Source organism: Comamonas sp. C24C (genome assembly GCF_053345995.1).
The window spans coordinates 52435-68577 of the sequence record NZ_JBKFBC010000009.1 but is presented as its reverse complement, the minus strand read 5'-3'; the positions used below and the strand labels follow the sequence as shown (position 1 = coordinate 68577).

Here is a 16143-nt window from a genome sequence, read left to right as displayed (position 1 = left end):
GACGTTTCAATGAAGATTGATCTGAAAAGTTAAAAGGGGCAGGCGCTGGTAGCTATGAAATCAGGAGTTTCATAGCCTGAATTGTCGTCATCGAACACGAGGAGCATCGCCATGGCGCAAGCTAATCCCCATCCCGCAGTCTCCGCCGACGGCTGCTGGCACAACCTGCGTCTGGCGCCGGAGCTGTATGTTTCCGAGGTGGCGGATATTCCCGAAGGCACGCTGGCCTGCATCGTGGTGCAGGAGGGCCGAATGGTCTGGGTGGGACCGCAGGACGCCATGCCAGCCGAATACCTGGCGCTGCCCAGGCACGATGGCGCAGGGCGACTGGCCACGCCAGGCCTGATCGACTGCCACACCCATCTGGTCTATGGCGGCGAGCGCGCGGGCGAGTTCGCCATGCGCCTGGCCGGTGCCAGCTACGAGGAAGTGGCCAGGGCCGGCGGCGGCATCGTCTCCAGCGTCAGGGCCACGCGCGAGGCTTCGGAGGACGAGCTGGTGGCGCTGGCGTTGCCGCGTCTGGAACAGTTGCTGGCCGAAGGTGTGACGGCCATCGAGATCAAGTCGGGCTACGGACTGGCCCTGGAGCACGAGCGCAAGCAGCTGCGTGCCGCAAGGCGCCTGGGCGAGCTGTGTGCAGTGACCGTGCGCACCACCTTTCTGGGCGCGCATGCGCTGCCGCCTGAGTATGCGGGCCGCAGCCAGGAATACACGGATCTGGTCTGTCAGGTCATGCTGCCGGCGCTGGCCGCCGAAGGCCTGGTCGATGCCGTCGATGTGTTCTGCGAACGCATTGCCTTCTCGCTGGCCGAGACCGAGCAGGTCTTCGAGGCGGCCAAGGCATTGGGCCTGCCCGTCAAGCTGCATGCCGAGCAGCTGTCGAATATGGAGGGTGCTGCCCTCGCGGCCCGCTATGGCGCGCTTTCCTGCGACCATATCGAGCACCTGTCCGAGCACGGCATCACCGAGATGAAGAAGGCTGGCACCGTGGCCGTGCTGCTGCCCGGGGCCTTCTACACGCTGCGCGACACCAAAGTGCCTCCGATTGAGGAATTAAGGGCTGCCAAGGTCCCGATGGCCGTTTCTACGGATCACAATCCGGGTACCTCCCCGTGCTTGAGCTTGCTGCTCATGGCCAATATGGCCTGCACGCTGTTCCGTCTGACGGTTCCCGAGGCTTTGGCCGGCATCACCCGGCACGCTGCGCATGCTTTGGGCCTGCAGGACGAGCAAGGCCTGATTGCCGTGGGCCGTCCCGCCAATTTCGTGCTCTGGCCCGTGCAGCGGGCTGCAGAGCTGGCCTATTGGTTCGGCAGCAAGCCGGACTGCACTGTGGTGCGCCAGGGCCGGATTGCGCAGCAAGCCAAAGCCTGAAGCGGGGAGCGCGAAAGGTTGCTGATGTCTCACGAACAATTTCTCAATGAACTGATTTCCACCCTGGGCGCCGATGTGGCCCTGCGCGGCACGGACACGCCGGAGCGTAGCCGCACCGACTGGAGCGGCACGCCGCCCCAGCAGCCGCTGGCGCTGGTGCGCCCACGCACCACGGAGGAAGTCAGCGCCGTCATGCGTCTGTGCAGCGCCCACAGGATTGCGGTGGTTCCGCAGGGTGGGCTGACCGGGCTGGCCGGTGCCGCGGTTCCTACGGAGGGTGCTGTCGCGCTGTCGCTTGATCGCATGAACCGCATCGAGGACATCGATGCCCAGACCGGGTTGATGCAGGTGCAGGCCGGCGTCACCCTGCAAGCAGTGCAGGAGGCTGCCGTCGATGTCGGCATGGTGTTCGGCGTGGATCTCGGCGCTCGCGGCAGCTGCCAGATCGGTGGCAATGTCTCCACCAACGCGGGCGGCAACGGAGTGCTGCAGCACGGCATGATGCGCGAGCAGGTGCTGGGCCTGGAGGTGGTGCTGGCCGACGGCACGGTGCTGCCCATGCTGCGCCCCATGATCAAGAACAACACGGGTTACGACCTCAAGCAGTTCTTCATCGGTGCCGAAGGCACGCTGGGCATCATCACGCGCGTTCTACTGCGCCTGCGTCCGGCGCCGCAGGCCACGGCCACGACGCTGGTGGCCATGCCCGATTTCGACTCGGCGCTGGCCGTGCTCAAGCGCATGCAATCGCACTTCGGCAACAGCGTCGCGGCCTATGAGCTGATGTGGGACAGCTTTGTGCAGGCCTCCATGGCCTGGCTCAAGCTCGCTGCGCCTTTTGAGCAGCGCTACCCCTTGCTGGCCCTGATCAATGTGGACGGCAAGAACGAGGCGCAGCTGCAAGGCGATGTGCAGCAGGTGCTCGAGCAAGCCATGGAAGCCGGCGAGGTGCTCGATGCCATCGTGGCCCAGTCGGGCGCTCAGGTGCAGCAGCTGTGGAAGCTGCGCGAGGCACCGGCCGAGCTCAACAACAATATGCATCCCGCCATCAACTTCGATGTAAGCCTGCCCCAGGCCGACATCGGGCGCTTTGCCGAAGCCTGCATGCAGGCCTTTGCCACTCGCTGGCCCGGTCACCAGGCTCTGTACTTCGGCCATGTGGGCGACGGCAATCTCCATGTCTCGGTGGATGGCAAGACCGTCAACGGCGAATGCGAGCAGGTGGAGGAGCTTCTCTACCGCATCGTGGGCGAGATGCAGGGCAGCGTCTCCGCGGAGCACGGCATCGGCCTGCACAAAAAGCCCTATCTGAGCAACAGCCGCACGCCCGCAGAGCTGGCGGCGATGCGGGCCATCAAGCTGGCCCTCGATCCCATGGGCCTGATGAATCCCGGAAAGGTGTTTGATCTATGACGAATTCTCTGGTGGCTTCGCTGGCCCGTGCCCAGGTGCGCCCGCTGCCCGCGTACAACGCCGGCCTGTCCAATGAAGCGGTGCGGGCGCGTTATGGCGTGACCGATATCGCGCGACTGGCCAGCAATGAAAATCCCTTCGGTGCCAGCGCCTCGGTGCGCCGGGCGATTGCCGAGGTGGCCAACGATGTGGGTAACTACCCCGATGCCAACTGCACGGCCTTGCGCGAAGCCATTGCCGAGCGCACCGGGCTGCCCGCCGGGCGTCTGGTGTTCGGCGACGGCTCGGAAGACCTGATCAAGATTCTCTGCGAGGTCTTTCTCGCTCCCGGCGATCTGGTGGTGACCCAGCGTCCCGTGTTCGGCCTGCACGAAATCTATCCAAAGATGATGGGCGCGGAGGTCGAGCTCCTCGAACTGAACGAGGAACTGGGCTTCGATGTGAGCGCCTGGTGCGCTGCCGTGGCCAAGGCCCCGAAGATCGCCTTCCTGCCCAACCCGTCCAACCCCGTGGGCTGCATGCTGGATGCTGCGCAGTTTGCGCAGGTGCTGGAGGCCACGCCCGCCAACACCGTGCTGGTGGTGGATGAGGCCTATTACGAATACGCGCTGCATGACGACGACTACCCCGATGTGCTGGCCATGCTGGATGCGCGGGTCGGACCCTGGATCGTGTTGCGCACCTTCTCCAAGGCCTGGGGCCTGGCCGGTCTGCGCGTGGGCTACGGCATGGCCGACAGCGCCGAGCTGGTGAGCCTGATGGACAAGGTGCGTTCGCCCTTCAACGTGAACATGGCAGCCCAGCGCGCGGCGCTGGCGGCCTGGAACGATCCTGCGCACATGCGCAGCGGCGTGGCGACCACGGTGGCGCTGCGCGAGGATCTGCGCAGACAGCTGCTGGCGCTGGCAGAGCCGGGCCAGCCGCTGCAAGGTCTGCGCATTGCGCCTTCGGTAGCCAACTTCCTGTTTCTCGACCTGGGCCGTCCCAATGCACCGGTGACGGAGGCGCTGCTCAGACAGGGCGTGATCGTCAAGCCCTGGAAGGAGCCCGGTTTCGAGAATTTTCTGCGCGTATCCATAGGTACCGAGAAGGACAACGCGCGTTTTGTTCTGGCTTTGCTCGCTGCGATGGAGCAGACTGAGCGCGTGACTGCATGAGCTGCGCGGTTTGATCTTTTTCGCCTCACAGAGACCATCACCATGACTGCATCCTCATCCATTTCGCGTACCTTGTTTGCCGCAGACGCCTTGCTGCCCACGGGTTGGGCGCGCAATGTCCTGCTGAGCTGGAACGAGAGCGGCCAGCTGACCGAAGTGCTGACCGATGTGGACCCGCAAAGCGGCGAGGCCGGGGAGGCGGAGGACGCCGCCAAGGCGGCCGGCCCGCTGATCCCGGGCATGCCCAATCTGCACTCGCACGCCTTCCAGCGCGCGTTCGGCGGGTTGACCGAATTCCGCGGTCAGGCGCAGGACAGTTTCTGGAGCTGGCGCAAGCTGATGTACGGCTTTGCCAATCGCATGACGCCCGAGGCGCTGGAGGCGATTGCGACCTGGCTGTACCTGGAGATGCTGGAGGCGGGCTACACCTCGGTGTGCGAGTTCCACTATGTGCACCATGATGCCGGTGGCAAGCCCTATGCCAACGACGCCAGCCTGTCCCTGGCGCTGCTGCGTGCGGCGCAGAAGACCGGCATCGGCATGACCTTGCTGCCCGTGCTCTATCAGACCAGCGGTTTCGGGGGCCTGCCGCCTCGCGAGGATCAGGCCCGCTTCATTCGCAGCACGGACAGCATGCTCTCCCTGCTGCAGCAACTGGAGCCCGTGACCAGGGCGCAGCAGGCAGCTCTGGGCCTGGCTCCGCACTCGCTGCGCGCCGTGCCGCCGGACAGCCTCAAGACCGCGCTCGCAGGCCTGCACGCCATGCTGCCCAAGGCTCCGGTGCACATCCATATCGCCGAGCAGACCCAAGAGGTGGATGACTGCCTGGCCTGGAGCGGTCAGCGCCCCGTGCAATGGCTGCTCGACCATGCACCCGTCGATGCGCGCTGGTGCCTGATCCATGCCACGCACATGACGCCCGAGGAATATGCAGGCGCGGCACGCAGCGCGGCCGTGGCCGGCATCTGTCCCACCACCGAAGCCAATCTGGGCGACGGCATTTTCGACATGCCGCTGTGGCTCAGGCATGGCGGCCGCTGGGGCATTGGCTCGGACAGCCATGCTTCGGTGAATGCCGCCGAAGAGCTGCTGATGCTCGAATACAGCCAGCGCCTGAGCCTGCGCCAGCGCAATGTGCTTGGCGGCGGCGCCCAGCCCCAGGTGGCGACCTCCATGACCTTGCAGGCGGTGGCCGGCGGTGCCCAGGCTTCGGGTCGCGCCATTGCTGGTCTGGCCGTAGGCCAGCAGGCCGACTTCGTGGTGCTCGATGCCCGCCATGTCGCCCTCAACGGGCTGCCTGCCGACAGCGGTCATGCGGCCCATGTGTTTGCCAGCCATCGCACTTCGGCCATTGCCGATGTCTGGGTTCGCGGCCAGCAGCGCGTGCAGTCAGGCCGCCATGCGCTGCACGAAGTCGCTCAGCAAGGCTTTGTGCAGACCCGCAAGGCATTGCTGCAGAACGCCTGAGGGCGGCTGCATTCAGATTTTTGACAGAAGAGAGACGCTCCATGAGCCAAGCCATCGCCCCCTTTGTCTTTCACCAGGGTACGGCACCGCTGCTGATTTCCATGCCGCATACCGGCACCCATGTGCCGGCCGACATTGCGGCCAAGCTCACGCCCGAAGGGCGCGAAGTTCATGACACCGACTGGCACATGCCGCAGCTCTACGACTTCGCCAAGGCACTGGGCGCATCCATTCTGGCCGCCACGCATTCGCGCTATGTCATCGATCTGAATCGTCCGCCCGATGGTGCCAGCCTCTATCCGGGCCAGAGCGTGACGGGGCTGTGCCCGGTCGACGGCTTCGACAGCGAGCCTCTCTATGCCAGCAAGGACCTGGAGCCCGACGAGGCCGAAGTCGCGCGCCGCCGCGAACTCTACTGGCAGCCCTATCATGCGCAACTGCGCGCCGAACTCGATCGCATCAAGAGCCAGCATGGCGTGGCCATGCTGTGGGATGCGCACAGCATCCGCTCGGTGCTGCCGCGCTTTTTCGAGGGCAAGCTGCCCGACCTGAACCTGGGCACCGCCGACGGCAAGAGCTGCGCGCCGGCACTGGCCCAGCAGCTGCTGGACATTGCACGGCAGGCACCGGACCACACCAGCGTGCTCAATGGCCGTTTCAAGGGCGGCTTCATCACGCGCAACTATGGTCAGCCGGAGCAGGGCTTCCACGCCGTGCAGCTGGAGATGACGCAGTCCAGCTATATGCAGGAGCAGATGCCGTTCGACTACCTGCCCGAGGTCGCGGCGCGCATCCAGCCCACCATGCAGCGTCTGCTGCAGGCCGTGCTGGCCTTCGCCCAAGCCAGCGGCCGCTGAGCCGAGGCTAGTGGCCCTCGGCCTGCAGCTCGTCGCCTAGCCAGCGGCGCGGCCCCGGGCCGCCGCGCTGGCATTGGTCGCCGGGGTTGTACATGCTGCAGACCTTGAGCGACAGACAGCCGCAGCCTATGCACTGGTTGAGGCTGTCGCGCAGGCGCTGCAGCTCGTCGATGCGCTCGTCCAGCCGCTGCTGCCAGATGCGCGACATCTTCTGCCAGTCGCCGCCCGTGGGCACATGCCGCGTCGGCAACCGCGCCAGCTGCGCGGCGATCTCCTCCAGCGTGAACCCAACGCGCTGTGCAAACACGATGTAGGCGATGCGCCGCAGGCCCGAACGGTGGTAGCGTCGCCTTCCGCTGCTGCTTCGCACCGATTCGATCAGACCCAGCGACTCGTAGTAGCGCAACGCCGATGCGTTGACGCCGCTGCGCTGCGCGAAGTCGCTGATGCTCATCAGCGGATCATCCTCAATTTTCATGATGTCTTTCTCCGGGGCTTGACTTAAAGTTCACTTGAACTTGAAGAATGCCGCGATTGTGATCGATAGCCGGTGGAGCCGCAATCAACGGCCCATGCGCTGGTCGGAGTTCTTCTGCTATTCATAGCTGCATCCGCTTGATGAAAAACGATTTCAGATAGTTTTGTGCCTGAAGTTGTTTATTGAAAAGCGATAGCAGCTATCTTTATTGAATCTCTTCCAGCCACCTGCCAATGCTTGTCACAAGCATGGCCGCTCCTGCGTCTTATCGGCAGAGGCGGTCGTTCCGTCAGGCCTGCTGCCGCCAGCAGGGCGGGCGCATTCATTCAGGGAGAGTCCATATGTCAGTCCATTCCACGCCGCCGCTGCGGCCCTTGCTGCTGGCCGGCGGCCTCGCGGCGCTGGCCCTGCTTTCAGGCTGCGGCCGTCCCGGCGCGGGCGATGCCCATGCCAGCAACGGCCCGCCGCCCGCGCCCGAGGTACAGGTGGCCGAGGTCGCCTTGCAGGCCATACGCCCCTGGGACGAGTTCAACGGCCGCATCGAGGCCGTGGAGTCGGTGCAGCTGCGCTCACGCGTGTCGGGCTATATCGAGCGCATCGCCTTCGCCGAGGGCCAGGAGGTGAAGAAAGGCCAACTGCTGTTCGTGATCGACCAGCGGCCCTACCGCGCGGCCCTGGCCAGCGCCCAGGCCCAGCTCGAACGCGCGCGTGCCGCTGCCGGGCTGGCGCAGACGCAGGACCAGCGCGCGCGCCAGCTGGTGGCCGAGAATGCGGTCTCGCGCGAGGAAGCCGACACGCGGGCCGCAACGCTGACCCAGGCCACGGCCCAGGTGCGTGCGGCAGAGGCCGAGCTGGCCACCGCACGGCTGCAGCTCGACTTCACCGAGGTGCGCGCGCCCATCACGGGCCGTGCCAGCCGCGCACTGCTCACCGTGGGCAATATGGCCCAGGCCGACCAGAGCGTGCTGACCACCCTGGTCTCGCAGGACCCGGTGTATGCGTATTTCGATGCCGACGAGCACAGCTTTCTGCGCTACCAGAAGGCCGGCCTGAGCGGCCAGGGCCGCGCGGTGCGCGTCGCCCTGGTTGGCGACAGCGGCTTTGCCCATGCGGGCACGCTGGACTTCAGCGACAACCAGCTCCAGCCGGGCACGGGCACCATGCGTTTGCGCGCGCGCCTGGCCAACCCCGACCGGATGCTGACGCCAGGCCTGTTCGCACGCGTGCAGATGCAAAGCGGCCCGGAGCGGCAGGAGGCCGAGACCCAGGCGCTGCTGATCGACGACAAGGCCGTGCTCACCGACCAGGACCGCAAGTACGTCTATGTGGTGGGCGAAGGCAATCTGGCCGAGCGCCGCGACCTTACGCTGGGTCGCATGGTCGATGGCCGGCGCCTGGTGGAAAAAGGCCTGGCAGCGGGTGACCGGCTGGTGGTGGGCGGCGTGCAGCGCATCTACTACCCCGGCATGCCCGTCAATCCCAGGCCGGTGGCATCAGCGGCCGCGCAGCCCGTGCCCGCCGCTGCGCAGTAAGGGGGAGTGCCATGGACTTCTCCAAATTCTTCATAGACCGGCCCATCTTCGCGGTCGTGCTCTCCATCATCATGTTCGCCGTTGGCCTGGTGGCCATTCCGCAGCTGCCGGTGGGCGAATATCCCGAGGTCGTGCCGCCCAGCGTGGTGGTGCGCGCCACCTATCCGGGGGCCAATCCCAAGGAGGTCGCCGAGTCGGTGGCCGTGCCGCTGGAGGAAGCCATCAACGGGGTCGAAGGCCTGATGTACATGAAGTCGGTCGCGGCTTCGGACGGCAGCCTGCAGGTGGTTGCCACCTTCCGCCCCGAGATCGACCCGGACACCGCAGCCGTGCGCGTGCAGAACCGCGTCAGCCAGGCCCAGAGCCGGCTGCCCGAGGAGGTGCGGCAGTTCGGCGTGACCACGCAGAAGCAGGCGTCCACGCCGCTGATGTACGTGGGCCTGGTGTCCCGGGACGGCGCGCATGATGCGCTGTATCTGCGCAACCATGTCACGCTCAAGATCAAGGATGTGCTGGCGCGCATTCCCGGCGTGGGCGATGTGGGCATCTACGGCGCCGGCGACTATGCGATGCGCGTCTGGCTGGACCCGCACAAGGTGGCGGCACGCCAGCTCACGGCCGGCGAGGTGATCGCCGCGATCCGCGAGCAGAACATCCAGGTCTCGGCCGGCCAGCTGGGCGCCGAGCCCAGTGCGCAGAAGTCCGACAAGCTGCTGTCCATCAATGTGCGCGGGCGGCTGAAGACGGCCGAAGAGTTCGGCGACATCGTGCTCAAGAGCGGCGAAGGTGGTCAGGTCGTGCGTCTGGCCGACGTGGCGCGCATCGAGCTGGGCGCCAGCGACTACACGCTGCGCTCGTGGAGCGACACCAAGAACATGGCAGCCGTGGGCATCTTCCTGTCGCCGGGAGCGAATGCGCTGGGCGTGGCCGAGCAGGTCTACGCGGCCATGGACCGGCTCTCCAAGGACCTGCCCGAAGGCGTGGCCTTCGAATCCGTCTGGGACCCCACGGTCTTTGTGCGCGACTCGATCAAGGCCGTGCAGAGCACGCTGATCGAGGCCGTGATCCTGGTGGTGCTGGTGGTCATCGTCTTTCTGCAGACCTGGCGCGCCTCCATCATTCCGCTGCTGGCCGTGCCCGTGTCCATCATCGGCACTTTTGCGGGCCTGTACCTGCTGGGCTATTCCATCAACACGCTGACGCTGTTCGGCCTGGTGCTGGCGATCGGCATCGTGGTGGACGACGCCATCGTCGTGGTCGAGAACGTGGAGCGCTACATCGAGCAGGGCCACAGCCCGCAGGAGGCGGCCCATCTGGCCATGAAGGAGGTCTCCGGGCCCATCATCGCCATCGCCCTGGTGCTGTGTGCGGTCTTCGTTCCCATGGCCTTTCTCAGCGGCGTCACGGGCCAGTTCTACCAGCAGTTCGCGGTGACCATCGCCATCTCCACGGTGATCTCGGCCATCAACTCGCTGACCCTGTCGCCGGCACTGGCGGCCAAGCTGCTGCAGCCGCACGGCGCACCGCGCGACGCGCTGGCGCGTGTCATCGACAAGGGCCTGGGCTGGTTCTTCCGGCCCTTCAACCGCTTCTTCGACCGCAGCGCCCACGGCTACCAGAATTCGGTGGGGCGCTCGCTGCGTCGACGCGGCCTGGTGTTCGCGGTCTATGCGGCACTGCTGGCCGGCACCGCCGTGCTGTTCCACGCCGTGCCCGGGGGCTTCATCCCCATGCAGGACAAGCTCTACCTGTTTGCCGGTGCCAAGCTGCCCGAGGGCGCTTCGCTGAACCGCACCGATGCGCTCACGCGCCAGATGGTGGAGACGGCCAAGAGCGTGGATGGCGTGGACATGGTCGCCGCCTTCGCGGGCTTCAATGCGCTGCAGTCCACGACCACGCCCAATCTGACCAGCTCCTACATCATGCTCAAGCCCTTCGGCGAGCGCACACGCAGCGCCGAGGCCATCAATGCCGAGCTGGGCGCCAAGTTCGCGCAGATCGAGGGCGGTTTTGCCTATGCGCTGATGCCGCCCCCCATCCAGGGCCTGGGCAACGGATCGGGTTATTCGCTGTTCCTGCAGGATCGCGCGGGCCTGGGCTATGCAGCGCTGCAGCAGGCGCTTGAGGCCTTTCAGGCCGAGATTGCCAAGACACCGGGCATGACCTACCCGGTCAGCAGCTACCAGTCCAACATCCCGCAGCTGGAAGTGAAGGTGGACCGCATCAAGGCCAAGGCCCAGGGCGTGGCGCTGACCGATCTGTTCCAGACCCTGCAGGCCTATCTGGGCTCGGTCTACGTCAACGACTTCAACGCCTTCGGCCGCGTCTGGCGCGTAATGCTGCAGGCCGATGCCGACTACCGCCAGGCCGTGGAGGACATCGCCCAGCTGCGCACGCGCAATGCGCGCGGCGAGATGGTGCCCATAGGCTCCATGGTCACCGTGGTGCCCAGCTACGGACCCGATCCGGTGCTGCGCTACAACGGCTTTCCGGCCGCCGACCTGATCGGCGACTCCGATCCGCGCCTGCTGTCCTCGGCCGAGGTGCTGACCAAGCTGCAGGAGATCGCGCAGCGCACGCTGCCGCGCGGGATCGAGCTGGCCTGGACGGATCTGAGCTACCAGCAGGTCGAGCAGAGCCACGCCGCAGCCGTGGTCTTCGTGATCGCCGTGATGCTGGTGTTTCTGGTGCTGGCCGCGCTCTACGAGAGCTGGACCCTGCCGCTGGCCGTGATCCTGATCGTGCCCGTTTGCATCTGCGCGGCGCTGTTTGGCGTATGGCTGGCCGGGGGGGACAACAATGTCTTCGTGCAGGTTGGTCTGGTGGTGCTCATGGGTCTGGCCTGCAAGAACGCGATTCTGATCGTGGAGTTCGCACGCGAGCTGGAGATGCGCGGTTCGGCAACAGTCGATGCCGCGCTGCAGGCCTGCCGTTTGCGGCTGAGGCCCATCGTCATGACTTCCATCGCCTTCATCGCGGGTGCCGTGCCCTTGCTGATCGGCAGCGGCGCGGGCAGCGAGGTGCAGGCGGCCACGGGCGTGACGGTGTTCTCGGGCATGCTGGGCGTGACCCTGTTCGGCCTCTTCCTCACGCCGGTGTTCTACGTCACGTTGCGCCGTTTTTCGGGCCGTTCGCTGGCCGCTTGCGCGCCCGTCCAGCCGGCCTCTGCTGTGTCACCCGCATCCCTGGAGGGCAGTCATGTCTGAGATCTGCAAACCCTTGCGTCGGCATGCGCTGGCATGTGCCGTGGCGGGCCTTTCGGCCCTGCTGGCAGGCTGTGCGGTCGGCCCCGATTTCCGCGCGCCCGAGCTGCCCCAGGCCGGCGCGCAGTTCGCGCGGGCCGAGCCGTCTGCAGTCCCGCAGCTGGCATCCCCCGAGACCGGCTCCGATGCCGCGTTCTGGCGCCAGTTCCAGGATGAGCAACTGACGCAGCTGGTAGAGCAGGCCCTGCGGGCCAACCAGGAGCTGCGCGGTGCGCTGGCGCGACTCGATGCGGCCCAGGCCCTGCTGGGAGAAAGCCGTCTTGATCAGCTCCCCACGCTCACCATATCGGGCCAGGCGCTGCAGCAACGACGCAGCGAAAGCCAGGCACCAAGCGGGGCACAAAGCGGGCCGCGCAGCCAGCGCAGCTACAGCGCCGGCATCAACGCGAGTTGGGAGCTGGACCTCTTTGGTCGTGTGCGTCGCAACATCGAGGCCGGCAGCGCCGACCTGCGCGCCAGTGCCGCCGATCTGGCTGCGCTGCAGGTCGCCATTGCGGCCCAGGTCGCGGCCGGCTACGCCGATCTGCGCGGCTGGCAGCAGCGCCTGCATCTGGCCGAGGCCAATGCCGCCAATCAGCAGGACACGCTGCGCCTGGTGCAGCTGCGGCTGGCGCATGGCAGCGGCACCAACTTCGACCTGGCGCGCGCCCAGGCGCAGCTGGAGAGCACGCGCTCGCGCATTCCGGCGCTGCAGGCCCGGATCGCCGTGGCCCAGCACCGGCTGGCCGTGCTTACCGGCCAGGTGCCCGAGGCTCTGATCGCGGCGCTGGACGCGCCGGCGGCGTTGCCGCAGTTGCCGCAGAGCATCGCTCCCGGCACGCCCGCCGAGCTGTTGCGCCGTCGCCCCGATGTGGCCGCCGCCGAGGCGCGTCTGCATGCCGCTACGGCGCGGGTGGGCGTGGCCACGGCAGAGCTGTTCCCGCGCCTGTCTCTGGGCGGTCTGCTGGGCAGCTCTGCTCCCAGCACGGGAGCGCTGTTCGAGGCCGGTAGCGCCAGCCGCAACGTGTTCCTGGGCGTGGACTGGTCTTTCCTCGACGTGGGCCGCGTACGCGCGCGCATCGCTGCCAGCGAAGCGGGCGCCCAGGTCGCGCTGGCCCAGTACCAGCAAAGCGTGCTGCTGGCGCTGGAGGACACCGAGAACGCCCTGGTGGGCCTGGCACGCACCCGCACCGAGGATGCCCATCTGGCCCAGGCCGCCGAGCAGCGAGCACGGGCCGAGCAGCTCGCGCAGCGCCGCTACCGCCTGGGCAGCGTGGGCCTGTACGAGGTGCTGGATGCGCAGCGCGACCTCTACGCGGCCCAGGACGCTGCGGCCGACAGCCGCGTGCGTGGCCTGCGTGCCGCCGTGGCGTTGTATCAGGCGCTGGCTGGCGGCTGGGAGGGGCAGCCATCGGCCAGGCCTATGATGGCGTTGCAATGACGCTTTCGCTGTTTCCTGACGAACCCCTGCCCGCCGAAATCATTGATGACGGTGCCGTGCTGCTGCGCGGCTTTGCGACAGCCGAGGAGCAGCGCTGGGTGGCCGAGGTGAGGGCCTTGCAGACACGGGCAGCGTTTCGCACCATGCAGGTGCCCGGCGGCAAGTTCATGTCGGTGGCGATCACCAACGCCGGCGGCTGGGGCTGGATTTCGGATCTGCAGGGTTACCGCTACAGCGCTGCCGATCCGCAGACCGGCAAGCCCTGGCCTGCCATCCCGGCTTTTCTGGGCGAGCAGGCCGCCAGGGCCGCGGCGCTGGCCGGCTATCCGGGCTTTGCGCCCGATGCCTGCCTGATCAACTGCTATCAGCCGGGTGCGCGCATGGGCTTGCACCGCGACCAGGACGAGCATGACTTTGCGGCGCCCATAGTCTCGGTCTCGCTGGGCCTGGCTTGCAGCTTTCTCTGGGGCGGGCTGACGCGCCAGAGTTCCACCCGGCGCCTTGCGCTCAACCATGGCGATGTGCTGGTCTGGGGCGGGCCTTCGCGCCTGGTGTTTCATGGTGTCGCCCCGCTCAAGCCGGGCCAGCACCCGCTGCTTGGCAGTGAGCGCTGGAATCTGACGTTCCGCATGGCCAAGGCTCGCTACCCGGCAGGCCAGCCATCGGAATAGGCGCTGGCGGCAGGGCAATGCCCGGCTGCCCGGCAAAGCCTGCCAGCTTTCCTACAATGGCGGTCTATGAGCCAGTCGCACCCCACCCCCGCCTACACCCGAGCCCAGGAGCTGCCCGCAACGCTTGCCAAGCGCCTCGTCATTCTTGACGGTGCGATGGGCACCATGATTCAGCGTTTCAAGCTGGGCGAGGCGCAGTACCGCGGCGAAGGCTATGCCGGTGCCGACGCTGTGGGCGAGCGCTTCAAGGACTTCGCCTATGACGTCAAGGGCAACAACGAGCTGCTGTCGCTGACCCGTCCCGACGTGATTCGCGACATCCATGAGAAATACCTGGCTGCCGGTGCCGATCTGATCGAGACCAATACCTTTGGTGCGACCACGATTGCGCAGGAGGACTATCACATGGCCGATCTGGCCTATGAGATGAACCTCAAGAGCGCGCAGCTGGCGCGTGCGGCCTGCGACAAGTACAGCACGCCCGATCACAAGCGCTATGTGGCCGGTGCCCTGGGCCCCACACCCAAGACGGCCTCCATCAGCCCCGATGTCAACGACCCGGCTGCGCGCAACATCACCTTCGAGCAGCTGCGCCAGGCCTATCTGGAGCAGACGCTGGCGCTGATTGAAGGCGGTGCCGACGTGATCCTGGTCGAGACCATCTTCGACACCCTCAACGCCAAGGCCGCGCTGTTTGCCGTGGACGAGGCCTTCGAGCAGACCGGCGAGCGCCTGCCCATCATGATCAGCGGCACGGTCACCGATGCCTCGGGCCGGATTCTGAGCGGACAGACCGTGACCGCCTTCTGGCACAGCGTGCGCCATAGCAACCCGCTGTCCGTGGGCCTGAACTGCGCGCTGGGCGCCACGCTGATGCGTCCCTATGTGCAGGAGCTGGCCAAGGCGGCTCCCGACACCTTTATCAGTTGCTACCCCAATGCCGGCCTGCCCAATCCCATGAGCGACACCGGCTTTGACGAAACGCCCGAGATCACCAGCCGTCTGGTGCACGAATTCGCGGCCGAAGGTCTGGTCAATATCGTGGGCGGCTGCTGCGGCACCACACCCGACCATATCGGTGCCATTGCCAAGGCCGTGCAGGCCACGGCCACGCGCAAGCTGTTCTACCCGGCCGAAGCCTGATTCCGCCCGCAATGGTTCGCCCCTGACCCGCGTGAACCATGCGGCCCCGGCACGATCCGGGCAGCCCTGGTGCTTGAGCCACAAGCACCGGCAGCTCTTTTTCCGATGCTTGTCTGCAGGGGCGGGCACAATGGCCTGATTCCGGCTTTGATGCCCCGCCACCGACGACCGCATGACTGCACCACTGCAACCCGTTGCCTCCGTACTGCCCGTGTCCGTGCCCACGGGTCAGGCGGCTGCGCAGGCCGGTAATGTGGCTGCAGCCGCTGTCCCGGATCTTCCCGCAGCGCAGCAACTGCCCGCCGCTCAGGCGACGCCCCCGGCGACCAGCATCGTGCAGTGGTCGCCGCAAACCTTGCAGAACCTCAAGATCCAGGCCTTTGAACATCTGATTGCGCAACTGGCCCTGCAGGTGCAGGCCCAGCCCGGTGCGCCTGCGGCGAGCTGGCCCAGTCAGGGCCTGCCAGCGGCCGTGCAGCAGTTTGTGCAAAGCCTGCTCGCGCAGGTTCAGGTCAGCCTGCAGGGACAGACCCAGCCCTTGCAACTGCTGGCCGGCCAGCAGGGATCGGTTGCGCTGATGCAGGCCTTGGCGCAGGCTGCGGTGTCCGGCGCGCAGCCGCCCAGCTCGGCTTTGCAGACGGCTGCGGCCATGTCGCCCACGGCGGCCGTGGCGCTGGAGCAGGCACAGCAGGGCATGGCTGCAACCGCTGCTGGCGGCGCTGCCACACCGCGTCTGCCCCAGCTGCAGAACTGGCTGGTGCAGCAGGGCACGCTGGTCACACCGCAAGGCGAGCGCAGCTTTTCTCTGACATTGCAGGTGCCAGCCGCCTGGGCGCAGGCTGTGGGTGCGGCAAGCATTCCGGCAGCCCTGGGAACGGGGACGACCCTGCGCCTGCCCATGGCAGATCCGGGTGTCTTGAGTAGCGGTCCTCTGGCTCTGGTGGTGCAGCCGCAGTCGCCTGCGGCGACCAGCACGCTTGCTACCAGCGCATTGCTGTGGCTGGAGTTGCAGCCCGTCACGGCGAGCGCTGCTCAGGCGACTCCGGCACAGATGGCCGGTCTGCCTCTGGCCATGCCCGCACCGGCGCTGGCGCAGGAAGTGCAGCAGCTGCTGCAGAACAAGTCCGATCCCTGGCTGATGATGGCAGCAGCCCAGGCTGCCAATGCCCTGCCTGTGCCGCGCCGCAATAGCGAGCACCGTTCGAATTTGTGCATGACCGAAGGCTGTCAGTACCAGGGTCTGGCACCCTGTGCCCAGCCTTTTTGCAGCGAGATGAATCGCATCTGGGCCGCTTCCGGCGTGGCGCGCAGCGGCTGAACCAAGCTGACGGCGGACTGGACTCTGTGCAGGCCAGACTTTCATAATGC

General features: G+C 66.6%; 12 protein-coding genes. 11 read left to right on the top strand and 1 reads right to left on the bottom strand.

The window, feature by feature from the left end; genetic code table 11:
- The first annotated feature begins 111 nt into the window (after positions 1-111).
- The 5 genes from hutI to hutG are packed head-to-tail and all read left to right on the top strand — an operon-like array spanning position 112 to position 6268.
- On the top strand, positions 112-1374 hold the full coding sequence (gene hutI / locus ACLBXN_RS16795; RefSeq protein WP_447612895.1) for an imidazolonepropionase: 1263 nt from the start codon (positions 112-114) through the stop codon (positions 1372-1374).
- A gap of 24 nt (positions 1375-1398) precedes the next feature.
- Entirely contained in the window at positions 1399-2787 is a 1389-nt protein-coding gene (locus ACLBXN_RS16790) for an FAD-binding oxidoreductase (RefSeq protein WP_447612894.1), read from the top strand.
- On the top strand, positions 2784-3944 hold the full coding sequence (locus tag ACLBXN_RS16785; RefSeq protein ID WP_447612893.1) for a histidinol-phosphate transaminase: 1161 nt from the start codon (positions 2784-2786) through the stop codon (positions 3942-3944). Before ACLBXN_RS16790 ends, ACLBXN_RS16785 begins: the two co-directional genes overlap by 4 nt.
- A 42-nt stretch (positions 3945-3986) precedes the next feature.
- Positions 3987-5411, top strand: a complete 1425-nt coding sequence (locus ACLBXN_RS16780; protein WP_447612892.1) for a formimidoylglutamate deiminase — start codon at positions 3987-3989, stop codon at positions 5409-5411.
- Positions 5412-5452: 41 nt separating this feature from the next.
- The gene (gene hutG / locus ACLBXN_RS16775) at positions 5453-6268 is read left to right on the top strand and encodes an N-formylglutamate deformylase (RefSeq protein ID WP_211458059.1); all 816 of its coding nucleotides are present in this window, start codon (positions 5453-5455) and stop codon (positions 6266-6268) included.
- Between the two features lie 7 nt (positions 6269-6275).
- Here hutG and soxR read toward each other — a convergent pair whose 3' ends face one another.
- Entirely contained in the window at positions 6276-6746 is a 471-nt protein-coding gene (gene soxR, locus ACLBXN_RS16770) for a redox-sensitive transcriptional activator SoxR (RefSeq protein ID WP_043002921.1), read from the bottom strand.
- 341 nt (positions 6747-7087) lie between these two features.
- Between soxR and ACLBXN_RS16765 the strand changes: the two genes are divergently transcribed.
- The 6 genes from ACLBXN_RS16765 to ACLBXN_RS16740 all read left to right on the top strand — a co-directional run bounded on the left by ACLBXN_RS16765 (position 7088) and on the right by ACLBXN_RS16740 (position 16093).
- Positions 7088-8278: an efflux RND transporter periplasmic adaptor subunit gene (locus ACLBXN_RS16765; RefSeq protein WP_447612891.1), complete on the top strand. Its 1191-nt coding sequence runs from the start codon at positions 7088-7090 to the stop codon at positions 8276-8278.
- Between the two features lie 11 nt (positions 8279-8289).
- The gene (locus ACLBXN_RS16760) at positions 8290-11484 is read left to right on the top strand and encodes an efflux RND transporter permease subunit (RefSeq protein ID WP_447612890.1); all 3195 of its coding nucleotides are present in this window, start codon (positions 8290-8292) and stop codon (positions 11482-11484) included.
- Positions 11477-12961, top strand: a complete 1485-nt coding sequence (locus tag ACLBXN_RS16755) for an efflux transporter outer membrane subunit (RefSeq protein ID WP_447612889.1) — start codon at positions 11477-11479, stop codon at positions 12959-12961. The genes ACLBXN_RS16760 and ACLBXN_RS16755 overlap by 8 nt, the downstream gene beginning before the upstream one ends.
- Positions 12958-13632, top strand: a complete 675-nt coding sequence (gene alkB / locus ACLBXN_RS16750) for a DNA oxidative demethylase AlkB (RefSeq protein WP_447612888.1) — start codon at positions 12958-12960, stop codon at positions 13630-13632. The genes ACLBXN_RS16755 and alkB overlap by 4 nt, the downstream gene beginning before the upstream one ends.
- 66 nt (positions 13633-13698) lie before the next feature.
- Positions 13699-14775, top strand: a complete 1077-nt coding sequence (locus ACLBXN_RS16745) for a homocysteine S-methyltransferase family protein (RefSeq protein ID WP_043007031.1) — start codon at positions 13699-13701, stop codon at positions 14773-14775.
- 172 nt (positions 14776-14947) lie between these two features.
- Positions 14948-16093, top strand: a complete 1146-nt coding sequence (locus ACLBXN_RS16740) for a Fe-S oxidoreductase (RefSeq protein WP_447612887.1) — start codon at positions 14948-14950, stop codon at positions 16091-16093.
- The last annotated feature ends 50 nt before the right edge of the window (positions 16094-16143 follow it).

Excerpts from the sequence above, each read along its gene's own strand:
- hutI (WP_447612895.1), top strand. The coding sequence starts at position 112 with ATGGCGCAAGCTAATCCCCATCCCGCAGTCTCCGCCGACGGCTGCTGG.
- ACLBXN_RS16790 (WP_447612894.1), top strand. The coding sequence starts at position 1,399 with ATGTCTCACGAACAATTTCTCAATGAACTGATTTCCACCCTGGGCGCC.
- ACLBXN_RS16785 (WP_447612893.1), top strand. The coding sequence starts at position 2,784 with ATGACGAATTCTCTGGTGGCTTCGCTGGCCCGTGCCCAGGTGCGCCCG.
- ACLBXN_RS16780 (WP_447612892.1), top strand. The coding sequence starts at position 3,987 with ATGACTGCATCCTCATCCATTTCGCGTACCTTGTTTGCCGCAGACGCC.
- hutG (WP_211458059.1), top strand. The coding sequence starts at position 5,453 with ATGAGCCAAGCCATCGCCCCCTTTGTCTTTCACCAGGGTACGGCACCG.
- soxR (WP_043002921.1), bottom strand. The coding sequence starts at position 6,746 with ATGAAAATTGAGGATGATCCGCTGATGAGCATCAGCGACTTCGCGCAG.
- ACLBXN_RS16765 (WP_447612891.1), top strand. The coding sequence starts at position 7,088 with ATGTCAGTCCATTCCACGCCGCCGCTGCGGCCCTTGCTGCTGGCCGGC.
- ACLBXN_RS16760 (WP_447612890.1), top strand. The coding sequence starts at position 8,290 with ATGGACTTCTCCAAATTCTTCATAGACCGGCCCATCTTCGCGGTCGTG.
- ACLBXN_RS16755 (WP_447612889.1), top strand. The coding sequence starts at position 11,477 with ATGTCTGAGATCTGCAAACCCTTGCGTCGGCATGCGCTGGCATGTGCC.
- alkB (WP_447612888.1), top strand. The coding sequence starts at position 12,958 with ATGACGCTTTCGCTGTTTCCTGACGAACCCCTGCCCGCCGAAATCATT.
- ACLBXN_RS16745 (WP_043007031.1), top strand. The coding sequence starts at position 13,699 with ATGAGCCAGTCGCACCCCACCCCCGCCTACACCCGAGCCCAGGAGCTG.
- ACLBXN_RS16740 (WP_447612887.1), top strand. The coding sequence starts at position 14,948 with ATGACTGCACCACTGCAACCCGTTGCCTCCGTACTGCCCGTGTCCGTG.